Below are 15,723 nucleotides of genomic sequence, written 5' to 3'. Positions count from 1 at the left end.
CAATTTTTGACAACTTCCATTTTCAATGCTGCACTTCGTTTAACATGACATATCACTCAGATATGAAATTGCCACAAGGAAGTTCCTTCTCAATCTCCAGTTATTTCTGCCCATTTTTGTAACAAACTCAATATATTTACAAACTTTCAATATTCTGAATTGGATAAAAAAGTTAATATGGGAGTTGTACACTCAATCGGAGTCACAGAAAAGTCTAGAAAAGGAGATTTTTTTATGGAGCCTGCAATCGTAATTAAGGATCTCAAAAAATCGTTCGGAGACAAAAAAGTTCTCGATGGCATTTCCCTCTCGATTCCCAAAGGTACAATTTTTGGTCTACTTGGGCCTAATGGAGCTGGAAAAACAACCTCCCTCCGAATCCTGTCCTGCCTCATTGAGCCTACGTCAGGAGAAGTCACCATCCTCGGTCATCAAATCAGCAAGAATAAAGAAGAGATTCGCAAAAAAATTGGTTGTGTAACAGAATCTCCCGGGGTGTATGACAAGCTTTCTCTGTTGGACAACCTGGAATTCTTCGCCTCTTGCTACCAGATTCCCAAAGCCAAGCGTGCTTCACGCATCGAGTATTTGCTTCGCCAGTTCGATTTGTGGGACAGAAGAAACGATCCTGCTGGCAGATTGTCTAAAGGAATGAAACAAAAACTTTCGATTGTTTGCGCGATATTACACGATCCAGAAGTGCTTTTCTTAGACGAGGTTACAGCCAATCTCGATCCTGTCAGCACTCGGAAGCTGAAAGATCTGATTCGCGAGTGGGCTGCCGCTGGAAAAACGATCATCTTTTGTTCACATATCCTGGCAGAAATTGATGAGTTATGTCATGAATTTGCCATCATTAAGGGTGAGGTGATTCGTTTAACTACCCCACAGAAGTTCCGCGAAGAGTGGACCACCTACAATGTCCTTCTTGATGTAGGATCTGATTCTCAAAAGTCAGAACAGATTATTAAAGCCGCCGAGGAAGTGGAGACGTATCAGCGCACCGAAGATCAGTTCCACCTGAGGGTAGCCAATCCGAAGACCTCGAACCCACAGCTGATCAAAAAGCTGGTCGCAGCGGATATTACCGTCAATTACATAGCCCCCATCTCCGTGTCACTGGAGGACTCCTATCTCAGCTTGTTGAATCAAGAAAAGGAGGCGATCTAGGATGCCGGGATTTGTTATTATCCGGGAATGGAAAGAGCTTTTCGCTGCTCGCTCCGTATTGATTACGAATCTTGCTGCACCATTCGTTATATTGGTTGTAGCACTGATCACAACTGTATTTGCCCAAAACGGTAAGATGGAGTTCATCCTTGATCTAATGAAATTGACCAATCCCCTCCTTAACATGGCAGGTGAAGATGGTCATATTGCCATTGCCCGCTTCTATTTCCTCTTGTTCCTGATCGTACCGGCGATGATCCCCTTAACATTTGCCACGACGAGCATCATCATGGAAAAAATGACAGGAACATTGGAAAGCGTACTGGTCACCCCGATTTCCACCAAGGAGTTTTTGCTTGGTAAGGTCCTAGCTTACTCCCTGCCTTCCATCGCTCTGACCTGGGTGGTCCAGCTAATCTTTCTAGGGTTCATCTTTGCAACCTTTGACAATGCTAGCGAGTATTTTTCCATCGTATTTATTCTCGCGATGCTCCTGCTCGTCCCATTTATTTCGATCATCAGCGTATCCATGAGCGTCATTGTTTCCTCCAAAGTTGACAATGTCGCAGCAGCCCAACAATTTGGTGCCATACTGGTTCTGCCGATCATCGGACTTGCTGTCAGTCAGGTCATCTTCCTCTCCATGATGAGCAATCCGGTAATCTATCTGGGAATGGTCACGATTTGTGCGGTGGTTGCCCTGATCATGTTCCAGATAAGTATTAAGGTGTTTGATCGTGAGCATATCATCAGCAAGTGGAAATAACCGAAAGTATGAAAAATAACCACCTTATGAAATCGTTGTTGTCACACGATTCCATAAGGTGGTTTTACTATTTGGGTAGTGTTTTTAGCCAATAATCGCTTTAAGGGTTTGGGTCATTGTGTGCCAGTCCTCTTCTTGCATGATCGTATCCAAAGGTCTCTTCAATTCCATGAGTACATCATCTACATAATGCTCACGTCTCATCCCCACGAGGACGCTGTGTACCTCTGGAGTGGCGCGCATCGTTCTAATCGCAGCTTGGCTGAGGTTATCTGTTGCCATTAAATACGGTTTCACCCTCGTCAACTCTTTCGAGATATCCAGTGAACGCTGGTAGTCTTTGGGGGCGTAGTAGCTCTTCAAAGCTTCAGCTGTCTCCATGAGAGTTGCCTTGTAGGTATCTAGCCATTGCTGCGTCTGGTCGTCCAAGCCCTCATGTTTTTTAATCGTATTGCGAATATCTTCGATGACCGGCTCAAACAAGAAGCTTCTCACATTTTGCACATTTGTGGTAGAGTATAGCTTTTTCCAGTATTTACGGAGTGTAGCTCCAGATGATATTTTTTTCTTTAGCTCTTTCACATCTTCTTTCTCCATTTTAAGTAATGGCAAGACGCGATAGACGATCTGATCCTCTACATCATCTACACGATTCAGACAATCCTTGATTTGACGAATGGCTTCTTTTTCGTCAATGACTGTGCTCTGATCTAGTTGGATGTTCGTCAGGCGGAAGATTTTTTCCTTCGCTGTCACATCTAGCGTCCGGTTGGTCATTACACCAAGTCCTTTTTCCTTGGCAAATAACAAGGCACTCTTGCCTTGCGCATGGCTTTTTTCCAGCATGGCACCGGATTCGTACATGTTCATTGGAAACTGGATGACGCGAAAATGGTGATTCGGCGTAATCTTTTCTGCAATCTCCCAGAGGGTATCCAGCGCAACAAAATCAAATTCCTTGACATTGCTGACAAACGAATTGGCACTGACTCCATAGCATTGAATCCGACCTGATTCTACTTCTTTCTCCAGATGACGGAAAGCCTTCTCAATTCGCTCTAATAATTCATCATACGCTTCTTGTTGTTTGATCTTTTTCATTTTTGCCCATAGTAAATACCACTCTGGATTGTGCAGCATGTAGCAATCAATCGTGTCCACCTGCAGGCGCTGCAGACTGCGTGTCAGCTGGTCTTGAAGGTATTCTGGGTGGATACATATCGACATTCCATCATGTACCGTCGTGAAGTCTTGATACGGTTTGCCTTCCGCTGTCCTCTTCGTCGTCTCTTCGGAATCCTCGCCTTGGACGATACCAGCCTTGGACACGATTACAAGCTCTTCCCGCTTTATTTTTTCTTCACTTATCAGCTGCTTCAGCACATGACCGATGACTTTCTCAGCGCTACCATTTGTATACATGCTACTCGTGTCAATCAGGTTAATTCCTTCGAGCAGTGCCTTACGGAGTGCCTGCTGGTACTGCTCATCTTGTTCATCAATCCGGTACGTTCCGAATCCAACCTGACTGATCCACACATCGAAGCTACCAAACTGCTTATAAAAAAGATGGGTATTGGCCTGTGCTAGGCGCTGTGTCCCCTCTCGTGTTGCTTTTCCTGTCATCATCCTATCCCCCTGTACCCAGCAAGATAATTTTGAAGAGTTGACCCGACAATCGTAAGGACTTGGTCTTGTTGAGAATGGATGAAAAAATGGTCCCCTTCCAGTATGTGCGTTTGAAAAGAAGCGTTCGTGTGATCTCTCCATGCTTCGAGATGGGTTACGGAAAAATCCGGGTCCTGCCAACCGCCAATGGCAGTCAGTCCGAACTCCAGCGGTTGCTCGTCTTGATAGCGATACGTCTCGCATATCGTGAAATCAGCCCGAAGCGTAGGGAGAAGCATGTTTAGAATCTCCTTGTCCTCAAAAACTTCCTTTGGCGTGCCATTCATCGTTCGTACGCCCTCCAGAAATTCATGATCTGGGAGATGATGGATGGCTTCACCCGGATCAGGCAGATGCGGGGCATGGTATCCGGATGCAAACAGGTGCTGCGGCTTGAGGTTGTAATGTTTGCGTAAATATCTGGCCAGCTCAAAGCTGACCAGCGTTCCCATGCTATGTCCAAAAAAGGCAAACGGTCGATTCAGATAGGGAAGTAGCGCTTCTGCCAGATCACGAATCATTACAGACAAATCCGTGTAGCAAGGCTCTAAAAAGCGATTACTTCTCCCTGGAAGCTGCACAGGACAAACGCCAATCTGAACGGGCAGCTTTTTTTGCCAATCCCGATAAATACCAGCATGACCACCAGCATAGTGAAAGCAAAATAATAGCACTTCTGCCTCTGCTGTCATTTTTGCAGAGAGTAGCCATCGGTTCTGGGAAACGTACATCTTTTGCATAGGTATCCTCCTCGATATTACTTAGGGAACAATGCGAATTTTTGCGCCATCTTTTAATTGTGATTGTCCTTTGATAACTACCTTGTCTCCTGTTTTCACTCCAGAGCCGATAAGCGTCTTCTCAATTCCTTTTGAAGCGATCGAGATTTCCTTCTCAGCTACTCTTTCACCATTCACGACGTAGGCTACCGATTTCCCATTTCGCTCAAGGATGGCATCTGTCGGTATGAGAATACCTGCTTGCCCTTTGATTGAAGACACTTCCGCCTTCATTCCAGGAAGTAGCGTACCTTTTGGGTTTGGCACTTCTATTTCCACAGGGAAGAGCTTAGATTGGTCAGAAGCCTTTAGTCCCACGTAGGTAATACTCCCTTTGACCTTGATATTTTGAGATGGAACCTGCAAATCTAGTTGTATTCCTTTTTGGAAGCTTGCCAACGCTTTTTCCGACACATTCACCTTCACAATCATCGGGTCAAGGTTAATTACCGTTGCAATAGGCTTTTGCGGGTTGATCGTATCGCCTTCTTGGACTTGTATATCGGTGACAATGCCATCTACTGTTGATTTGATCAGTGTGTTTTCCAACGCATTTCTGGAAATATCCACTTCAACCTTTCCTTGTTGAACATTTGCTTGCGTGACTCGTCCATTTTTATCGGCTGTATTCACTTGCGTCCGAGCATTAATTAAAGCGATTTGCGCCTGATCTAGCTGACTTTGATACTGATTTTTTGCTTGCAGATATGCATTTTCTGCATTCTCAAGCTCACTTTTGGACAATGCTTTCTCTTCAAACAGCTTTTTAGCGCGGTCGTAATTTGCTTGCGCCAGCGTCAATCCTTGTGCAATCGTACGATTGGCATTCGCAAAGGTTTGCTCCGCCTGCTTCAGTTGACTGTTTGCTAATTCACTGGACGTCCCCATTTTGTTGGTATGCTCTAGATTTGCGTTGGCGACTGCTAATGCCGCCTCAGCATGACGCAGTTTCAATTGCGCTTCGGTTTGATCCAGCTTTCCGATGACTTGCCCTTTTTTTACTGTGTCCCCTTTTCTCACTAGGATTTGCGAGACGGTCCCGGTAGTTTTGCCGTAAATACCCACATCCGTGTTAGCGAATACCTCCGCCAGCAACCTGTCGGATTCTTTGAGTTCTCCTTCTATAACTTCCTCTACTTGAACATCAACGGAGTTCTCTACTTTAATGGTTTCAATCTCAGTTTTGGACTGGCTTTCGATTTGTGTTCTTCCTTCATTAGAATTGGTCTTTTCTGCGGATTGAGAATTGCATCCCGAGATGATCGCCAAGCCTAAAAGACATGTCACACCAGAGCTGATTAGCTTCGTCTTCTTCATTTTTAGTAAATTCCTCCCTCTGACTTACCCAGACTTTTTCATATCGCGTAAACTTCTCAGCACGGAAATAAACATATCCTCACTTGGCTCGATCTCTGCTTCTTTGGTATCCGGGGCAAAAAACTCTTTTTTGATCCGATACAGTAATTCATACCCGATAGGAACCACGATTAAGGTCAGGATCGTCGAAGTAACAAGTCCACCAATGACCACAATCGCCAAGCTTTTGGTCATCAAGGCTCCTTCAGAAAAGCCGAAGTAAAGCGGCAAGAGCGCGCTGACTGTCGCAACTGCTGTCATAATAATGGGGCGTAATCGGGTAACGCCAGCTTCGACAACTGCCTCACGCATAGAAGTCCCTTCCAGTCTTCGATGCTGGATATTGTCCACATACACGATTGCATTGGTAACAACAATTCCGACCAGCATCAAAAAGCCGATAAGTGCCGTTATATCGAGAACGGTATCCGAAATGAACAGGCCAAATAATCCGCCGATCACAGCAAGTGGTAGGGACAGTAGAATCGCGAGCGGAGCCGTAGCATTGCCAAAAGTGATGAGCATGACAATATAGACGATAAAAATGGCTGCTCCAATGGCTAAGAGCATATCTTTAAAGCTTTTTTCCATGTCACTTGAGACACCTTCCGATGACAATGTAACTCCAGCAGGCAATTTTTCCGCTTGCAACATCGCAAACAGGAAATTACTCGCTCCTCCTTTGTTGTCGCTCGTGATATCTGCTGTAATTTGTACGAATTGTTTTTCCTCTTTGCGCATGATTTGTGATTGAACTTTTTCTTGGTCAATCTCGGCAAAGTCTACCAAACGCACTTGTTGCTTGCTTGGCGTTTGAATATAGATATTGTTCAGTTCCTCTAGCGATTTCGCATGGTTTTCACCGAGTCCGAAGAAAAGACTATAGTCTTTGTCGTCGACTTTGATTTTGCCAATTTTGGTATCCGAGACTAGGAGGTTGACCTCTTGAGCCACCTGTACAGGGGAAACTCCCAGCTCCGAGGCTTTGTCTCTATCGACTTTGATGACAACTTCATTTTTGAAATCGTTCAAATTGTCCTTCACGTTGGTCAACAGAGGACTTACTTTCAAGTTTGATTTGACAATTTCGCTTGCCTCTTTCAAACGATCCAGATCTGGTCCGTACAGGATAACCTTGAACTTGTTGGTATCGCTGGTACCAGGTTTAGTCAAGGCCATTTCAGATCCTAGTGGAATCATTGGTTTGACGATTCCCTCAAATTTCTTGATGGTTTGGTCGAGATTCACATCTGGCCCTGTTTTGATTATTAAGAGAGCTTGATTCGATTGGCGTATTTCCGCTTCATTTTCAGAGCCAAGATTGATTTCTATGTACTCTACTTCAGGCTGCTCCAGCAATTTACTTTCGACCTGGGCAACCGTTTGATCGAGACCATCTAGTTGAGTACCTTTTGGCATAGTTACTTGCGCGAATATGAACTTCGCTTCCGGGTCAGGAAACAATCCGTATTTCATATACGGGAGAAGCGCTAGACTTGCGACAAATAGAACGAGTGACAGAAATCCGACAGCGGGCTTGCGGTTGAGTGCCCAGTGAAGTAACTTCCTGTACGTATTAGATCCTTTCCCATGTTCATATTCCTTGATATTGTGGTCTTTTAGGATCAGCAGCTTCGCTAACAGTGGAACAATCGTCACTGCTACTAATAGTGAGGCAAACAACGAGCAGACGACGGTTAGTGCAAATGGGCGGAATACTTCTCCGATCATCCCTCCAACAAACACAATGGGTAAAAATACGGCAGTTGTCGTAAAAGTCGATGAGGTAATTGCATGCAGCACTTCGTGGGTGGCAATTTGAATCAAGTTTTCCTTGCGCTCTTTGTTCAATTGCAAATGGCGGAAAATATTCTCGATGACGACGATACTGTCATCCACTACTCGTCCTACAGCCACTGCCATCCCGAACAGTGTGATCATATTGAGAGTAATGCCCATCCAGGACATGAAGATCATACTTACTAGGATGGATGTTGGGATAGAAACTAGGACGATGAGGGTTGCATTTACATGACGCAAAAACAGCAAGATGACTACAGAAGCCATAATAGCGCCGAGCAAGCCTTCCTTGAGCATGCCGTTAATCGAATTCTTGATACCGACAGAGGTGTCATAAATCGTGGTAAAGGTTAAGTCCGGGTACTCTTCTTTTAAAAGGGATAGTTTTTCATTGATGGCATCACCGGTTTCTACTGCATTGGCGTCACGAGTTTTGTAAATATTGATGTTAATTCCATTCTGGCCGTTAAAGCGGCTGATCGAATTAATGACCTGATCAAAATTGACTTCTGCGATATCGCCAAGCCTGACGTAGGTAAGCCCATTTTTGGGGTCACTTGGGAGGAATATCTTGGTGTTACGGATATCTTCCACATTGAGGTAACGGCTCACCACGCGAATGACGCGCTCTTCCCCATCCTCGGTGATCGCACCGATTGGCAGAGCTACGTGATTGTCTAGTAAAAGCTGTTTCAACTGCAACGGAGTGATTCCGTAGTAGTTAAGCGCATCTACATTTGGCAGGATTTTCATTTCTTTGAATTGTCCGCCTATTGTTGATACTTTATCAACACTTTCAATACCTTCTAACTCTTTGAGCAGTGTTTCTTTCACATCGTTGTCAAAATGATCAAGTCCACTCTCCTTATCCTGTCCTGTCACAAACAGATAATAGACGGGTTGGTTGCTGAAGCCCTGAATCATCACTTGCGGTCTGCTTACTTTGCTAGGAAGCGCGATACTGGAAATTTTTCTTTCCAGCTCGTCCCTGACAGCTTGTACATCTGAACCAGTCTCCAAGTAGACCTGTAGCGTGGAACTATTGTTGCTTGAGTATGACTCCACTGCCTTAACGCCTGTTACATGCCCAATTTCACGTTCCAATGGCTTCGTTACATCATCGAGAACATCTTCTGGTGATGCATCCGGATAAGTAGTATTGACTAGAAGCACAGGGAAAGTGACATCTGGCATGTTCTCTACCTTGAGAGACATGGCGGCAATGATCCCACTGACTACGACAAGCAGGCTCATAATAATAATAGCTGTTGAGTTTCTGAGAGAAAAATTCGTTAGAAAACGCAAGGCATGCCCCCCTTATTCCTAATAAATTCCATTCTCTATATTACCCCTCATTTTTTTGGTATTCAATAAATTTCCATAAAAATTAAAATTTGTTTTTCATTCCGCTTTTTTGCGAAACAGGAAAGAAGACCAAAAACCCCTTGCGACGGAGTTTTTGATCTACTTACTCGAATAATCTTTCGAAATGTAAAGAAATTGTATGTTTCTACACACAACGGAATCGTGTGGGAAGCGGTCTTATTTAATAAAACCATGAAGGATGATATCCCCTATCGCGTGAGCAATCATTGCGTACTCCAGCCCGCGCTTCCAATAGAGGTAGCCGAATAATATTCCTGCCACCCCGTTAAGGGCGATCGTGCGAATGAACAACAGTGGGGTAATCTCACCGAAATAGACATTTGCCGCAGGGAGATGACCAAGCCCAAATATAAGTGCTGCCCCAATGATGCCTGCCCAGTACATCCAGGGCTTAGGGGAGGCTTTACGCCCGAATAACTTGCTCAAAATCCACACGATCATTGTCATCATGAACAAGCGAACCATGACTTCCTCGTATACTCCGCCTTGAATGGATGTCAGGATACCTGCCCAAAACGACACTTCTACTTCTTGGGCTTTTTCTGCCAAGATTGGCAGTAATGGTTGGAAAACAGCGAGTTCCAGTATGAGGAGAAGACCTGTTGCTGCAAAACCAAAGATGACTGCCTGAATGATTCCCTTTTTGTTGAAGGATTCTCCACCCGTTTTATATAGCCACTTCCGAATGACAGGGGCATCCAGCCCCACCTTGGTTGCAAAGGTCAATCCAATCCACGAAAACAAAAATGCCATGATGCTTCCTTGCAAGACGAAAATTGCCATTGCAACCGGTATCGGGAGAGGTATCATTGCTAATGCATCCCCACCAATTGCCAGCATATAGGGAATAGCTGCGATAAAACCAATAGCGCTCACCAATGATAACAGAATTGCTATTTTCAAGTTTTTCATTCTACTTTCCCCTTCCTGTTCTTTTGTAATAGTAGTGGCTGCTTCCGAAAGAAATCAGAATCGTCACCAATACAATGATTAACATCAGGACATAATGAATGGTCGTTGGTAAAAATGAGGTGAGCATGATGAGGATTCCTCCGATGAAGAACACACGGGAACTCAATAGGTGGGTATTTTTCCAGACCTCTTCACTAGCGAGTGACCATGGCGTGCGTATCCCAATCAGATAGTTATGTCGAAAACGAGGCATAAAATTCCCTATCGTTACAAAGAGAATTCCTAAAATAAGCGTGACAAAAATCCCAATATTTAACATATACCCATATCCATATGCGATTATCACGCCATGGATGACGAGAAGTACGATCATTAATGTATTCAAGATTGTATCGTGACTGCTTTGGAACTTTTGGTAATACTGTTTTTGACTGCGAACAGCCACGAAAATAAACAGCATCACGACCGGAATAAAGGATACTCCCACAAGCTTAGGAGCAAAACCATTCGGTTCGCCATTTGGTCCCCAATGAATTACCATCTGATCTGGCATGGAGGGATAACAAATGACGCCCAGGACAACACTGATGAAAAAAAATAAAATAGACAAATTCGATTTATTCATGTGATTACCTCACTTTCTAATGGAATTGGATAAACCATTTTAATAAGTCTTGAAAAACGGTCGTATTAAGTGAGTAGTAGATGTTTTGCCCTTTTCGTTCGTCGTAAACCATTTGTGCCTGTTTCAACAAACTGAGGTGGTGGGAGATGCTGGGCTTTGTCATTTGAAAATGATCGGCTATTTCTCCAGCCGTCATATCTTTCTCCCTCAACAGATCAAGAATTTTTCTTCTTGTGGGATCAGAGAGTGCCTTAAATGCGTAATTCATTGACATAATCAATCCATCCTACTTTCATCCATCATTTTTAGATATTTAGGAATTTATCTAAATATCGCGTTTAGAAATGCCTTGTGCCAGCTCGTAAGTCACCACTGGATGGAGGGAGTTTTAGGATATTCGTGTAGTTTAGGATTTCTAGAGGTGCGTTATGTTGCTTTGTGAATCGTTCATCCACATATCAATTATACCATAAATTCAAAATTCCTCCAACAAATTGCATATTTCGTAGATATACAATTTATCCCAACTTATACGCACAATTACATTTAATTACACTTTCCCTGAATATTCAAGTCTCTTTTTATAGGCTATTATTCGAATTATGTATAATGTCGAGTGACATAAGCATTTTCTAGCAATACGCAGTCAGTATCCTTGTTTGTATCACTCGACACATGAGCACAACTTGTCAATTATGATTCGAAGCGTGAATATCTAAATGTATGCCAAATTTCATTATCATCCTTAATGGTTAGATAGATTTGCCCCGCTCCATAATCCGCCATGGCTACGTATACTTTTCCAGCGGTATAATCGCCTACATATTTACCATAATAATCGCTATCAAATGTTAAACTTCTTCCCGATATTTCAAAGGTTACCGATGTCCCTGTCGCTGCTATACATTTGACATTTACTTTATCTACTGCTGGTTGTTGATAGGTTTGATCATTTTGAGTTTGCATTGGGCTTTGCTGTCTAACAACTTCTAAATCCTTTTTTAATGCGTCATTCTTTTTCGCACATGCTGACAAGGCTTCTTGTACTTCCGCCAGACGTCGCTCTAATCTGGCAATGTGTCTCAGTAATTCGTAATCGTTGTAGTGTCTGCCTTCTCCCGCCGAAATTGGAGAATAACCCTCTTGTGGATACCACCCGTACATAAATTCCCTCCTCCATTGGCTTTGATACACTTTACGTTATGGATTTCCCGCCTATTTGTTCGCCTATTTTACCATAAATTGGTTTTGTGCTGACTCCACGAAATGAAACAACGGCCACCTAAGACCTGAAAATCAAGTCTTAAACTGACCGCTGTTTTTACGTTAGGTTCATGTCATAACCCTAGGAATTGGTGAGACCCCTTTGTGCTGATTTATCGCTTATCAATTTCCACTCCGTATTTATTGAAGATGGCCGAGTATTTATTCTCGAATATGGTCCATCGCTTTTCTGTTCCGTACTTTTCCTGCAAAGCCTTCCAATAATGTTTAGCCGTTCCTACATCATTGGATTGTAAGAGCAAATGAAAGCTCTCTTCGCTTAGATGTAAAAATGGACCTGACGTGTAATAATCAACAATGGATCTGGCACTGGTCATAGTATCATAGAAATGAATAACCTCATCTAATCCACTTAGCAACGTTTTTCTTAAATCATCCATATTCGTATCAGGAGTGATTGAAAATCGATCTGAAAAAGACTCAACAATTTCCCCAATTCTTGCTCTGAAGTGACACTCCGCTTCTTGAGGTGCTGTTAGAATCTCTCTTGATTGTATTTGTGCCAACTCCGCTGCATAAATGCCACAGTTCACATAAAACATTACATTGTCCGCTACATTGCCAGCAGATTTTTGGAAGTTGAACATGTAGATGAGGCTTTCTGTTCTCTTAGTGAAATTCAAATTCTTCTTTGCGAAGCCACGCTTAGAAAGGAACGGCTTTACGTCCTGTTTAATCATATCGGTAAAGATCTGCTGCAACATGATCCCTCCTAGTAGTTTACGATAGATTTTTTGTTATGTCGTACATCCGCCAAAAATCACGTGCGCTTACGCCAATGCCACGCGAGATCCAGCAGGGCAGCGACGGCAGCTCCCGCAGTGTACCGTACAAGGTCCGCCGTCAAAAATCCTTTTCCTAATACCAACGCCCCAATAGTTGTCCCCCGGAGGTAATTGATCCAACCGGCCTGATACAATTGGCTGGCCTCGATCGCAAAGCAAAACGCGAGGCTACACCACAGCGCGAAAGAAATCTTTTTATGAGCATAACAAGTGCGAAAGCCGAAGTAGATCATGCACGCCCATAATGCATCACCAAAATGCTCAGCTACAAAGACAGGCAACACATCGGCGAACGCTCTGGACCCTAAGCCCAAAGCCATGACAACAAAAACAGTCACGAAATAGGCGAGCCTGTCTCTCCATCGACACGCGGAGCACTTGTTACGTGTGCTCATAGGTATCGTTCGGTAGTACTTCCATTCGGCTTTGTGCATACACCATCAATCTTCCTCTTTTATTTATCAATTTTTTGATAAGGGTAATTCCTGAAAAGCGAGATTTCCCGGGTTGCAAAGCGGTGCCTATCCCCAGTTCTTTCTATTAAACTGCCTTTACAGAGAGAGTAATCTAAATCTATTTTTCACAGTCTAACACTTTAATATTGAATCTAAAACATTATTTTCAGCTTGAAAAGCTAGGATTAGAGAAACATATAAAAACAGATCACTGAATGGTATCTATGCCAATCAAGTGATCTGCTTTATGATGTTGAGCTATTTCCGCCAAAAAGTTGAACAGTTTGCCTTATCCAAGATATTAAATTCGATCATTTTCTCAAGTAATGAGAAATCAACCGGATTATCCCACCGGATACGTACCAACTCTTTGGTGTGATCATAGCCAGCCCGTACAATTTCATCAGAAAAACGAGTAATCCCTACCCTTTCTGGGGAAACAGCCAAATGATGTTTGGCTACGCTAAAGCCAATAATAAATGTGCCGTGATCGGTAAACATAGGCTGATTCCACGCAATTTTTGGCATTAAATTTGGAAATTTCTTAGTGACCCAACCCAAAACTTCTTCCGTTCGGGCACGATGTTGCGGGTTATCAATACGAGCTAAATATTCTTCAAAAACTTCCATGTTGTTCCCTCCTAAGATAACTATATAAACTATGTCATTCAGAGAAGTTTCACAAACTAATTTCTCCACTACTTTTGCTCCTGTAATTAAAACTTCATGAAAGTAATTGTAAATCTTGTAAAGCTGTCTTTCTCACTCTCCACTTTAATCAAGGCATGATGTGCTTCGATAATGGCTTTGACTAGCGCCAATCCAATCCCTGTCGAATCATGCTTTTTAGAACCTGTTGCTTTGTAAAATCGATCAAAAATATGAGATAATTCCTCAGGTACAATTCCTTCTCCAAAGTCTTGAATCACCAACTCCGTATAGATCGGCGTAGCTTTTACTTGAATCATGATTGTACTGCTGGGTTTGGAATGCTCGATCGCATTCTTCAGAAGGTTCAACAAAGCTTCCTGCATCCATAGTTTATCGTGGGTAACGACGATTTCCTTCGGCGCATCCCAGTCAATGGCTATATGCTTATCACTGATCATGCTTGTCAAGCGATCCAAAACTTCCTCGATCGTCTCCACCAAATTGGCTGGCTCTTTATCAAATGAAATAGCTCTGGCGTCGATTTTCGCTACTTTTAACAAATTTTGAATTAAGACATTCATTCTGGCGATTTGAACCTCATTATTTTGCAGGAGATGAACTTGCTGCTGACGAGGCAGCTCTGCATTCAACAACATTTCATTGTAGATGGATATCGTTGAAAGAGGCGTTTTTAATTGATGGGAGATATCTTGTAGCATTTGTGCTAAAAACTCTTTCTCTTCCAGAAGATCCTGCATGCTTTTTCGAATAATATCTTTCATGGAACGAAAGGAAGCCGCTAGTTTGGCGAGATCCCCCTCTTTATTTTCATTGATGACTACCATGTAGTCCCCATCGATTATTTTTTTAGCTGCGGAAGTAAGTTGTCTAATTTTATGAAAGACCATCTTGTATTGCATATAGCTTGCCCCAAGCAGTATCAATCCGAAACAAATCAATCCCCAATAAATCAATTGATTATGGCTGGAAATATGTTTATTCAAAAGGGGAAAAAGCTCTGATTCCAAATTTTCATATAATCCATACTGTCTAAAGATCTCTCTTCCTTTTTCCTGATACTCACTTGAATTAGATGCGTGACTTGATAAGACTTTCATAATTTCCGCTTCATTCTCGGGATTTTGTTCAACTAATCTAGCTGTAATCTCACCCCAGGTTGTAATGGAGTCGCTTTTCAAAGCATCATAAAACAGTTGATGTGCAATAAACTGGTAAATCGTAAATAGTGATAACAGAACGGCCAGTATCGTCATATTCCTTTTCAATTCGGTATTCTTCATCATCTTACTCTCTACTCACATCCTTATTCCACCGGTAACCCAATCCTCTTTGAGTGACGATAAACTGCGGATTTTTGGGGTCATCTTCCACTTTATCTCTTAGACGCTTAATGTATACAGATAGCGTATTTTCATCAAAAAAAGCATCTTCTACTTCTGATATTTTCATCAGGAGATCATCTCTTTTTAGTGCTTTATGGGCGTTCATCATGAAAGTTAGCAGAAGCTTGTATTCAAGATTGGTTAATGGAATGCTTTCCTGATTTTTGTAAGCCTTGACTAGATTCGTATCGATTATTATATTTTCAGATGCTAAGGTGATAGAAGAAGTTTCTAACCTCCCACGTTTGCGCAATTGTACTTTCACTCTGGACATGAATTCCTTGACTCGGAAAGGCTTCGTTATATAATCGTCCCCGCCAATATCCAGGCCCATTACTACATTTGCTTCTTCATCCAAGGCCGTTAAGAAAATAATAACCGATGAATCATTTTGTTTTTTGAAATGCAGGCATAAATCATAGCCGTTTCCATCTGGAAGGCCGACATCTAGGATAGCCAAATCAAAAATATGTTGATCAAACTGGTGTTTCGCTTCTTTTACACTAGAGGCTCTGACCACCTCATAGCCTTCATTTTTCAATGAGAACTCGATGGCTAGACCAAGCGCCTCATCATCTTCCACAAGCAATATTTTATGCAAGGTTGTCCTCTCCCTATCCTCATTCCATTTCAGCCATCGACCAATCCGAATAGCCCGACTATAAAATAGCCAGGCCCATTCT

The 15,723-nt window shown here is 42.8% G+C and carries 15 protein-coding genes; 2 read left to right on the top strand and 13 right to left on the bottom strand.

Translation table 11 applies throughout. The annotated features are described in order from the left end of the window. Window positions 1-234 precede the first annotated feature (234 nt). Window positions 235-1,170 carry an ABC transporter ATP-binding protein gene (locus ACM6JA_RS03035; RefSeq protein ID WP_007729116.1) on the top strand — a complete coding sequence of 312 codons (936 nt, stop codon included), beginning with the start codon at window positions 235-237 and terminating at the stop codon, window positions 1,168-1,170. Between the two features lies 1 nt (window position 1,171). Beyond that, a complete protein-coding gene (locus ACM6JA_RS03030) occupies window positions 1,172-1,936 on the top strand; it encodes an ABC transporter permease (protein ID WP_414851130.1) in 765 nt (254 codons plus the stop codon). Window positions 1,937-2,020: 84 nt separating this feature from the next. On the opposite strand, the gene ACM6JA_RS03025 is transcribed toward ACM6JA_RS03030, so the two are convergent. The 13 genes from ACM6JA_RS03025 to ACM6JA_RS02965 form a co-directional block, all read right to left on the bottom strand. Then, window positions 2,021-3,562 (bottom strand): aldo/keto reductase, encoded by a 1,542-nt coding sequence (locus ACM6JA_RS03025; protein WP_414851129.1) that lies wholly within the window; start codon window positions 3,560-3,562, stop codon window positions 2,021-2,023. After that, entirely contained in the window at window positions 3,562-4,344 is a 783-nt protein-coding gene (lgrE, locus tag ACM6JA_RS03020; RefSeq protein ID WP_414851128.1) for a linear gramicidin aldoreductase LgrE, read from the bottom strand. Before lgrE ends, ACM6JA_RS03025 begins: the two co-directional genes overlap by 1 nt. 21 nt (window positions 4,345-4,365) lie before the next feature. Continuing rightward, complete coding sequence (locus ACM6JA_RS03015) at window positions 4,366-5,700, bottom strand: efflux RND transporter periplasmic adaptor subunit (RefSeq protein ID WP_414851127.1); 1,335 nt, start codon at window positions 5,698-5,700, stop codon at window positions 4,366-4,368. A 24-nt stretch (window positions 5,701-5,724) separates the two neighbouring features. After that, window positions 5,725-8,844 (bottom strand): efflux RND transporter permease subunit, encoded by a 3,120-nt coding sequence (locus ACM6JA_RS03010; protein WP_414851126.1) that lies wholly within the window; start codon window positions 8,842-8,844, stop codon window positions 5,725-5,727. Window positions 8,845-9,081: 237 nt separating this feature from the next. Next, window positions 9,082-9,837 (bottom strand): CPBP family intramembrane glutamic endopeptidase, encoded by a 756-nt coding sequence (locus ACM6JA_RS03005; RefSeq protein ID WP_414851125.1) that lies wholly within the window; start codon window positions 9,835-9,837, stop codon window positions 9,082-9,084. Window position 9,838: 1 nt separating this feature from the next. Beyond that, window positions 9,839-10,462, bottom strand: a complete 624-nt coding sequence (locus ACM6JA_RS03000) for an SdpI family protein (RefSeq protein WP_007729099.1) — start codon at window positions 10,460-10,462, stop codon at window positions 9,839-9,841. A 16-nt stretch (window positions 10,463-10,478) separates the two neighbouring features. Continuing rightward, complete coding sequence (locus ACM6JA_RS02995; protein ID WP_007729097.1) at window positions 10,479-10,736, bottom strand: autorepressor SdpR family transcription factor; 258 nt, start codon at window positions 10,734-10,736, stop codon at window positions 10,479-10,481. 419 nt (window positions 10,737-11,155) lie between these two features. Beyond that, a complete protein-coding gene (locus ACM6JA_RS02990) occupies window positions 11,156-11,626 on the bottom strand; it encodes a hypothetical protein (protein ID WP_414851124.1) in 471 nt (156 codons plus the stop codon). Window positions 11,627-11,838: 212 nt separating this feature from the next. Further along, window positions 11,839-12,450, bottom strand: a complete 612-nt coding sequence (locus ACM6JA_RS02985; RefSeq protein WP_414851123.1) for a DUF4304 domain-containing protein — start codon at window positions 12,448-12,450, stop codon at window positions 11,839-11,841. A gap of 56 nt (window positions 12,451-12,506) precedes the next feature. After that, complete coding sequence (locus ACM6JA_RS02980) at window positions 12,507-12,926, bottom strand: DUF2809 domain-containing protein (RefSeq protein ID WP_414851140.1); 420 nt, start codon at window positions 12,924-12,926, stop codon at window positions 12,507-12,509. 318 nt (window positions 12,927-13,244) lie between these two features. Then, window positions 13,245-13,616: an iron chaperone gene (locus ACM6JA_RS02975; RefSeq protein ID WP_414851122.1), complete on the bottom strand. Its 372-nt coding sequence runs from the start codon at window positions 13,614-13,616 to the stop codon at window positions 13,245-13,247. Window positions 13,617-13,702: 86 nt separating this feature from the next. Beyond that, a complete protein-coding gene (locus tag ACM6JA_RS02970; protein WP_414851121.1) occupies window positions 13,703-14,938 on the bottom strand; it encodes an ATP-binding protein in 1,236 nt (411 codons plus the stop codon). Window positions 14,939-14,942: 4 nt separating this feature from the next. Continuing rightward, window positions 14,943-15,641, bottom strand: a complete 699-nt coding sequence (locus ACM6JA_RS02965) for a response regulator transcription factor (protein WP_414851120.1) — start codon at window positions 15,639-15,641, stop codon at window positions 14,943-14,945. Between the last annotated feature and the right edge of the window lie 82 nt (window positions 15,642-15,723).

The organism is Brevibacillus sp. IT-7CA2 (assembly GCF_949767855.1).
In the GTDB taxonomy this organism is placed as follows: Bacteria; Bacillota; Bacilli; order Brevibacillales; family Brevibacillaceae; genus Brevibacillus.
The sequence above is the reverse complement of the archived record's forward strand: the minus strand, read 5'-3'. Positions and strand labels throughout refer to the sequence as shown.

Coding starts and splice junctions, on each gene's coding strand:
- ACM6JA_RS03035 (WP_007729116.1), top strand. CDS start 235: ATGGAGCCTGCAATCGTAATTAAGGATCTCAAAAAATCGTTCGGAGAC.
- ACM6JA_RS03030 (WP_414851130.1), top strand. CDS start 1,172: ATGCCGGGATTTGTTATTATCCGGGAATGGAAAGAGCTTTTCGCTGCT.
- ACM6JA_RS03025 (WP_414851129.1), bottom strand. CDS start 3,562: ATGACAGGAAAAGCAACACGAGAGGGGACACAGCGCCTAGCACAGGCC.
- lgrE (WP_414851128.1), bottom strand. CDS start 4,344: ATGCAAAAGATGTACGTTTCCCAGAACCGATGGCTACTCTCTGCAAAA.
- ACM6JA_RS03015 (WP_414851127.1), bottom strand. CDS start 5,700: ATGAAGAAGACGAAGCTAATCAGCTCTGGTGTGACATGTCTTTTAGGC.
- ACM6JA_RS03005 (WP_414851125.1), bottom strand. CDS start 9,837: ATGAAAAACTTGAAAATAGCAATTCTGTTATCATTGGTGAGCGCTATT.
- ACM6JA_RS03000 (WP_007729099.1), bottom strand. CDS start 10,462: ATGAATAAATCGAATTTGTCTATTTTATTTTTTTTCATCAGTGTTGTC.
- ACM6JA_RS02995 (WP_007729097.1), bottom strand. CDS start 10,736: ATGTCAATGAATTACGCATTTAAGGCACTCTCTGATCCCACAAGAAGA.
- ACM6JA_RS02990 (WP_414851124.1), bottom strand. CDS start 11,626: ATGTACGGGTGGTATCCACAAGAGGGTTATTCTCCAATTTCGGCGGGA.
- ACM6JA_RS02985 (WP_414851123.1), bottom strand. CDS start 12,450: ATGTTGCAGCAGATCTTTACCGATATGATTAAACAGGACGTAAAGCCG.
- ACM6JA_RS02980 (WP_414851140.1), bottom strand. CDS start 12,926: ATGAGCACACGTAACAAGTGCTCCGCGTGTCGATGGAGAGACAGGCTC.
- ACM6JA_RS02975 (WP_414851122.1), bottom strand. CDS start 13,616: ATGGAAGTTTTTGAAGAATATTTAGCTCGTATTGATAACCCGCAACAT.
- ACM6JA_RS02970 (WP_414851121.1), bottom strand. CDS start 14,938: ATGAAGAATACCGAATTGAAAAGGAATATGACGATACTGGCCGTTCTG.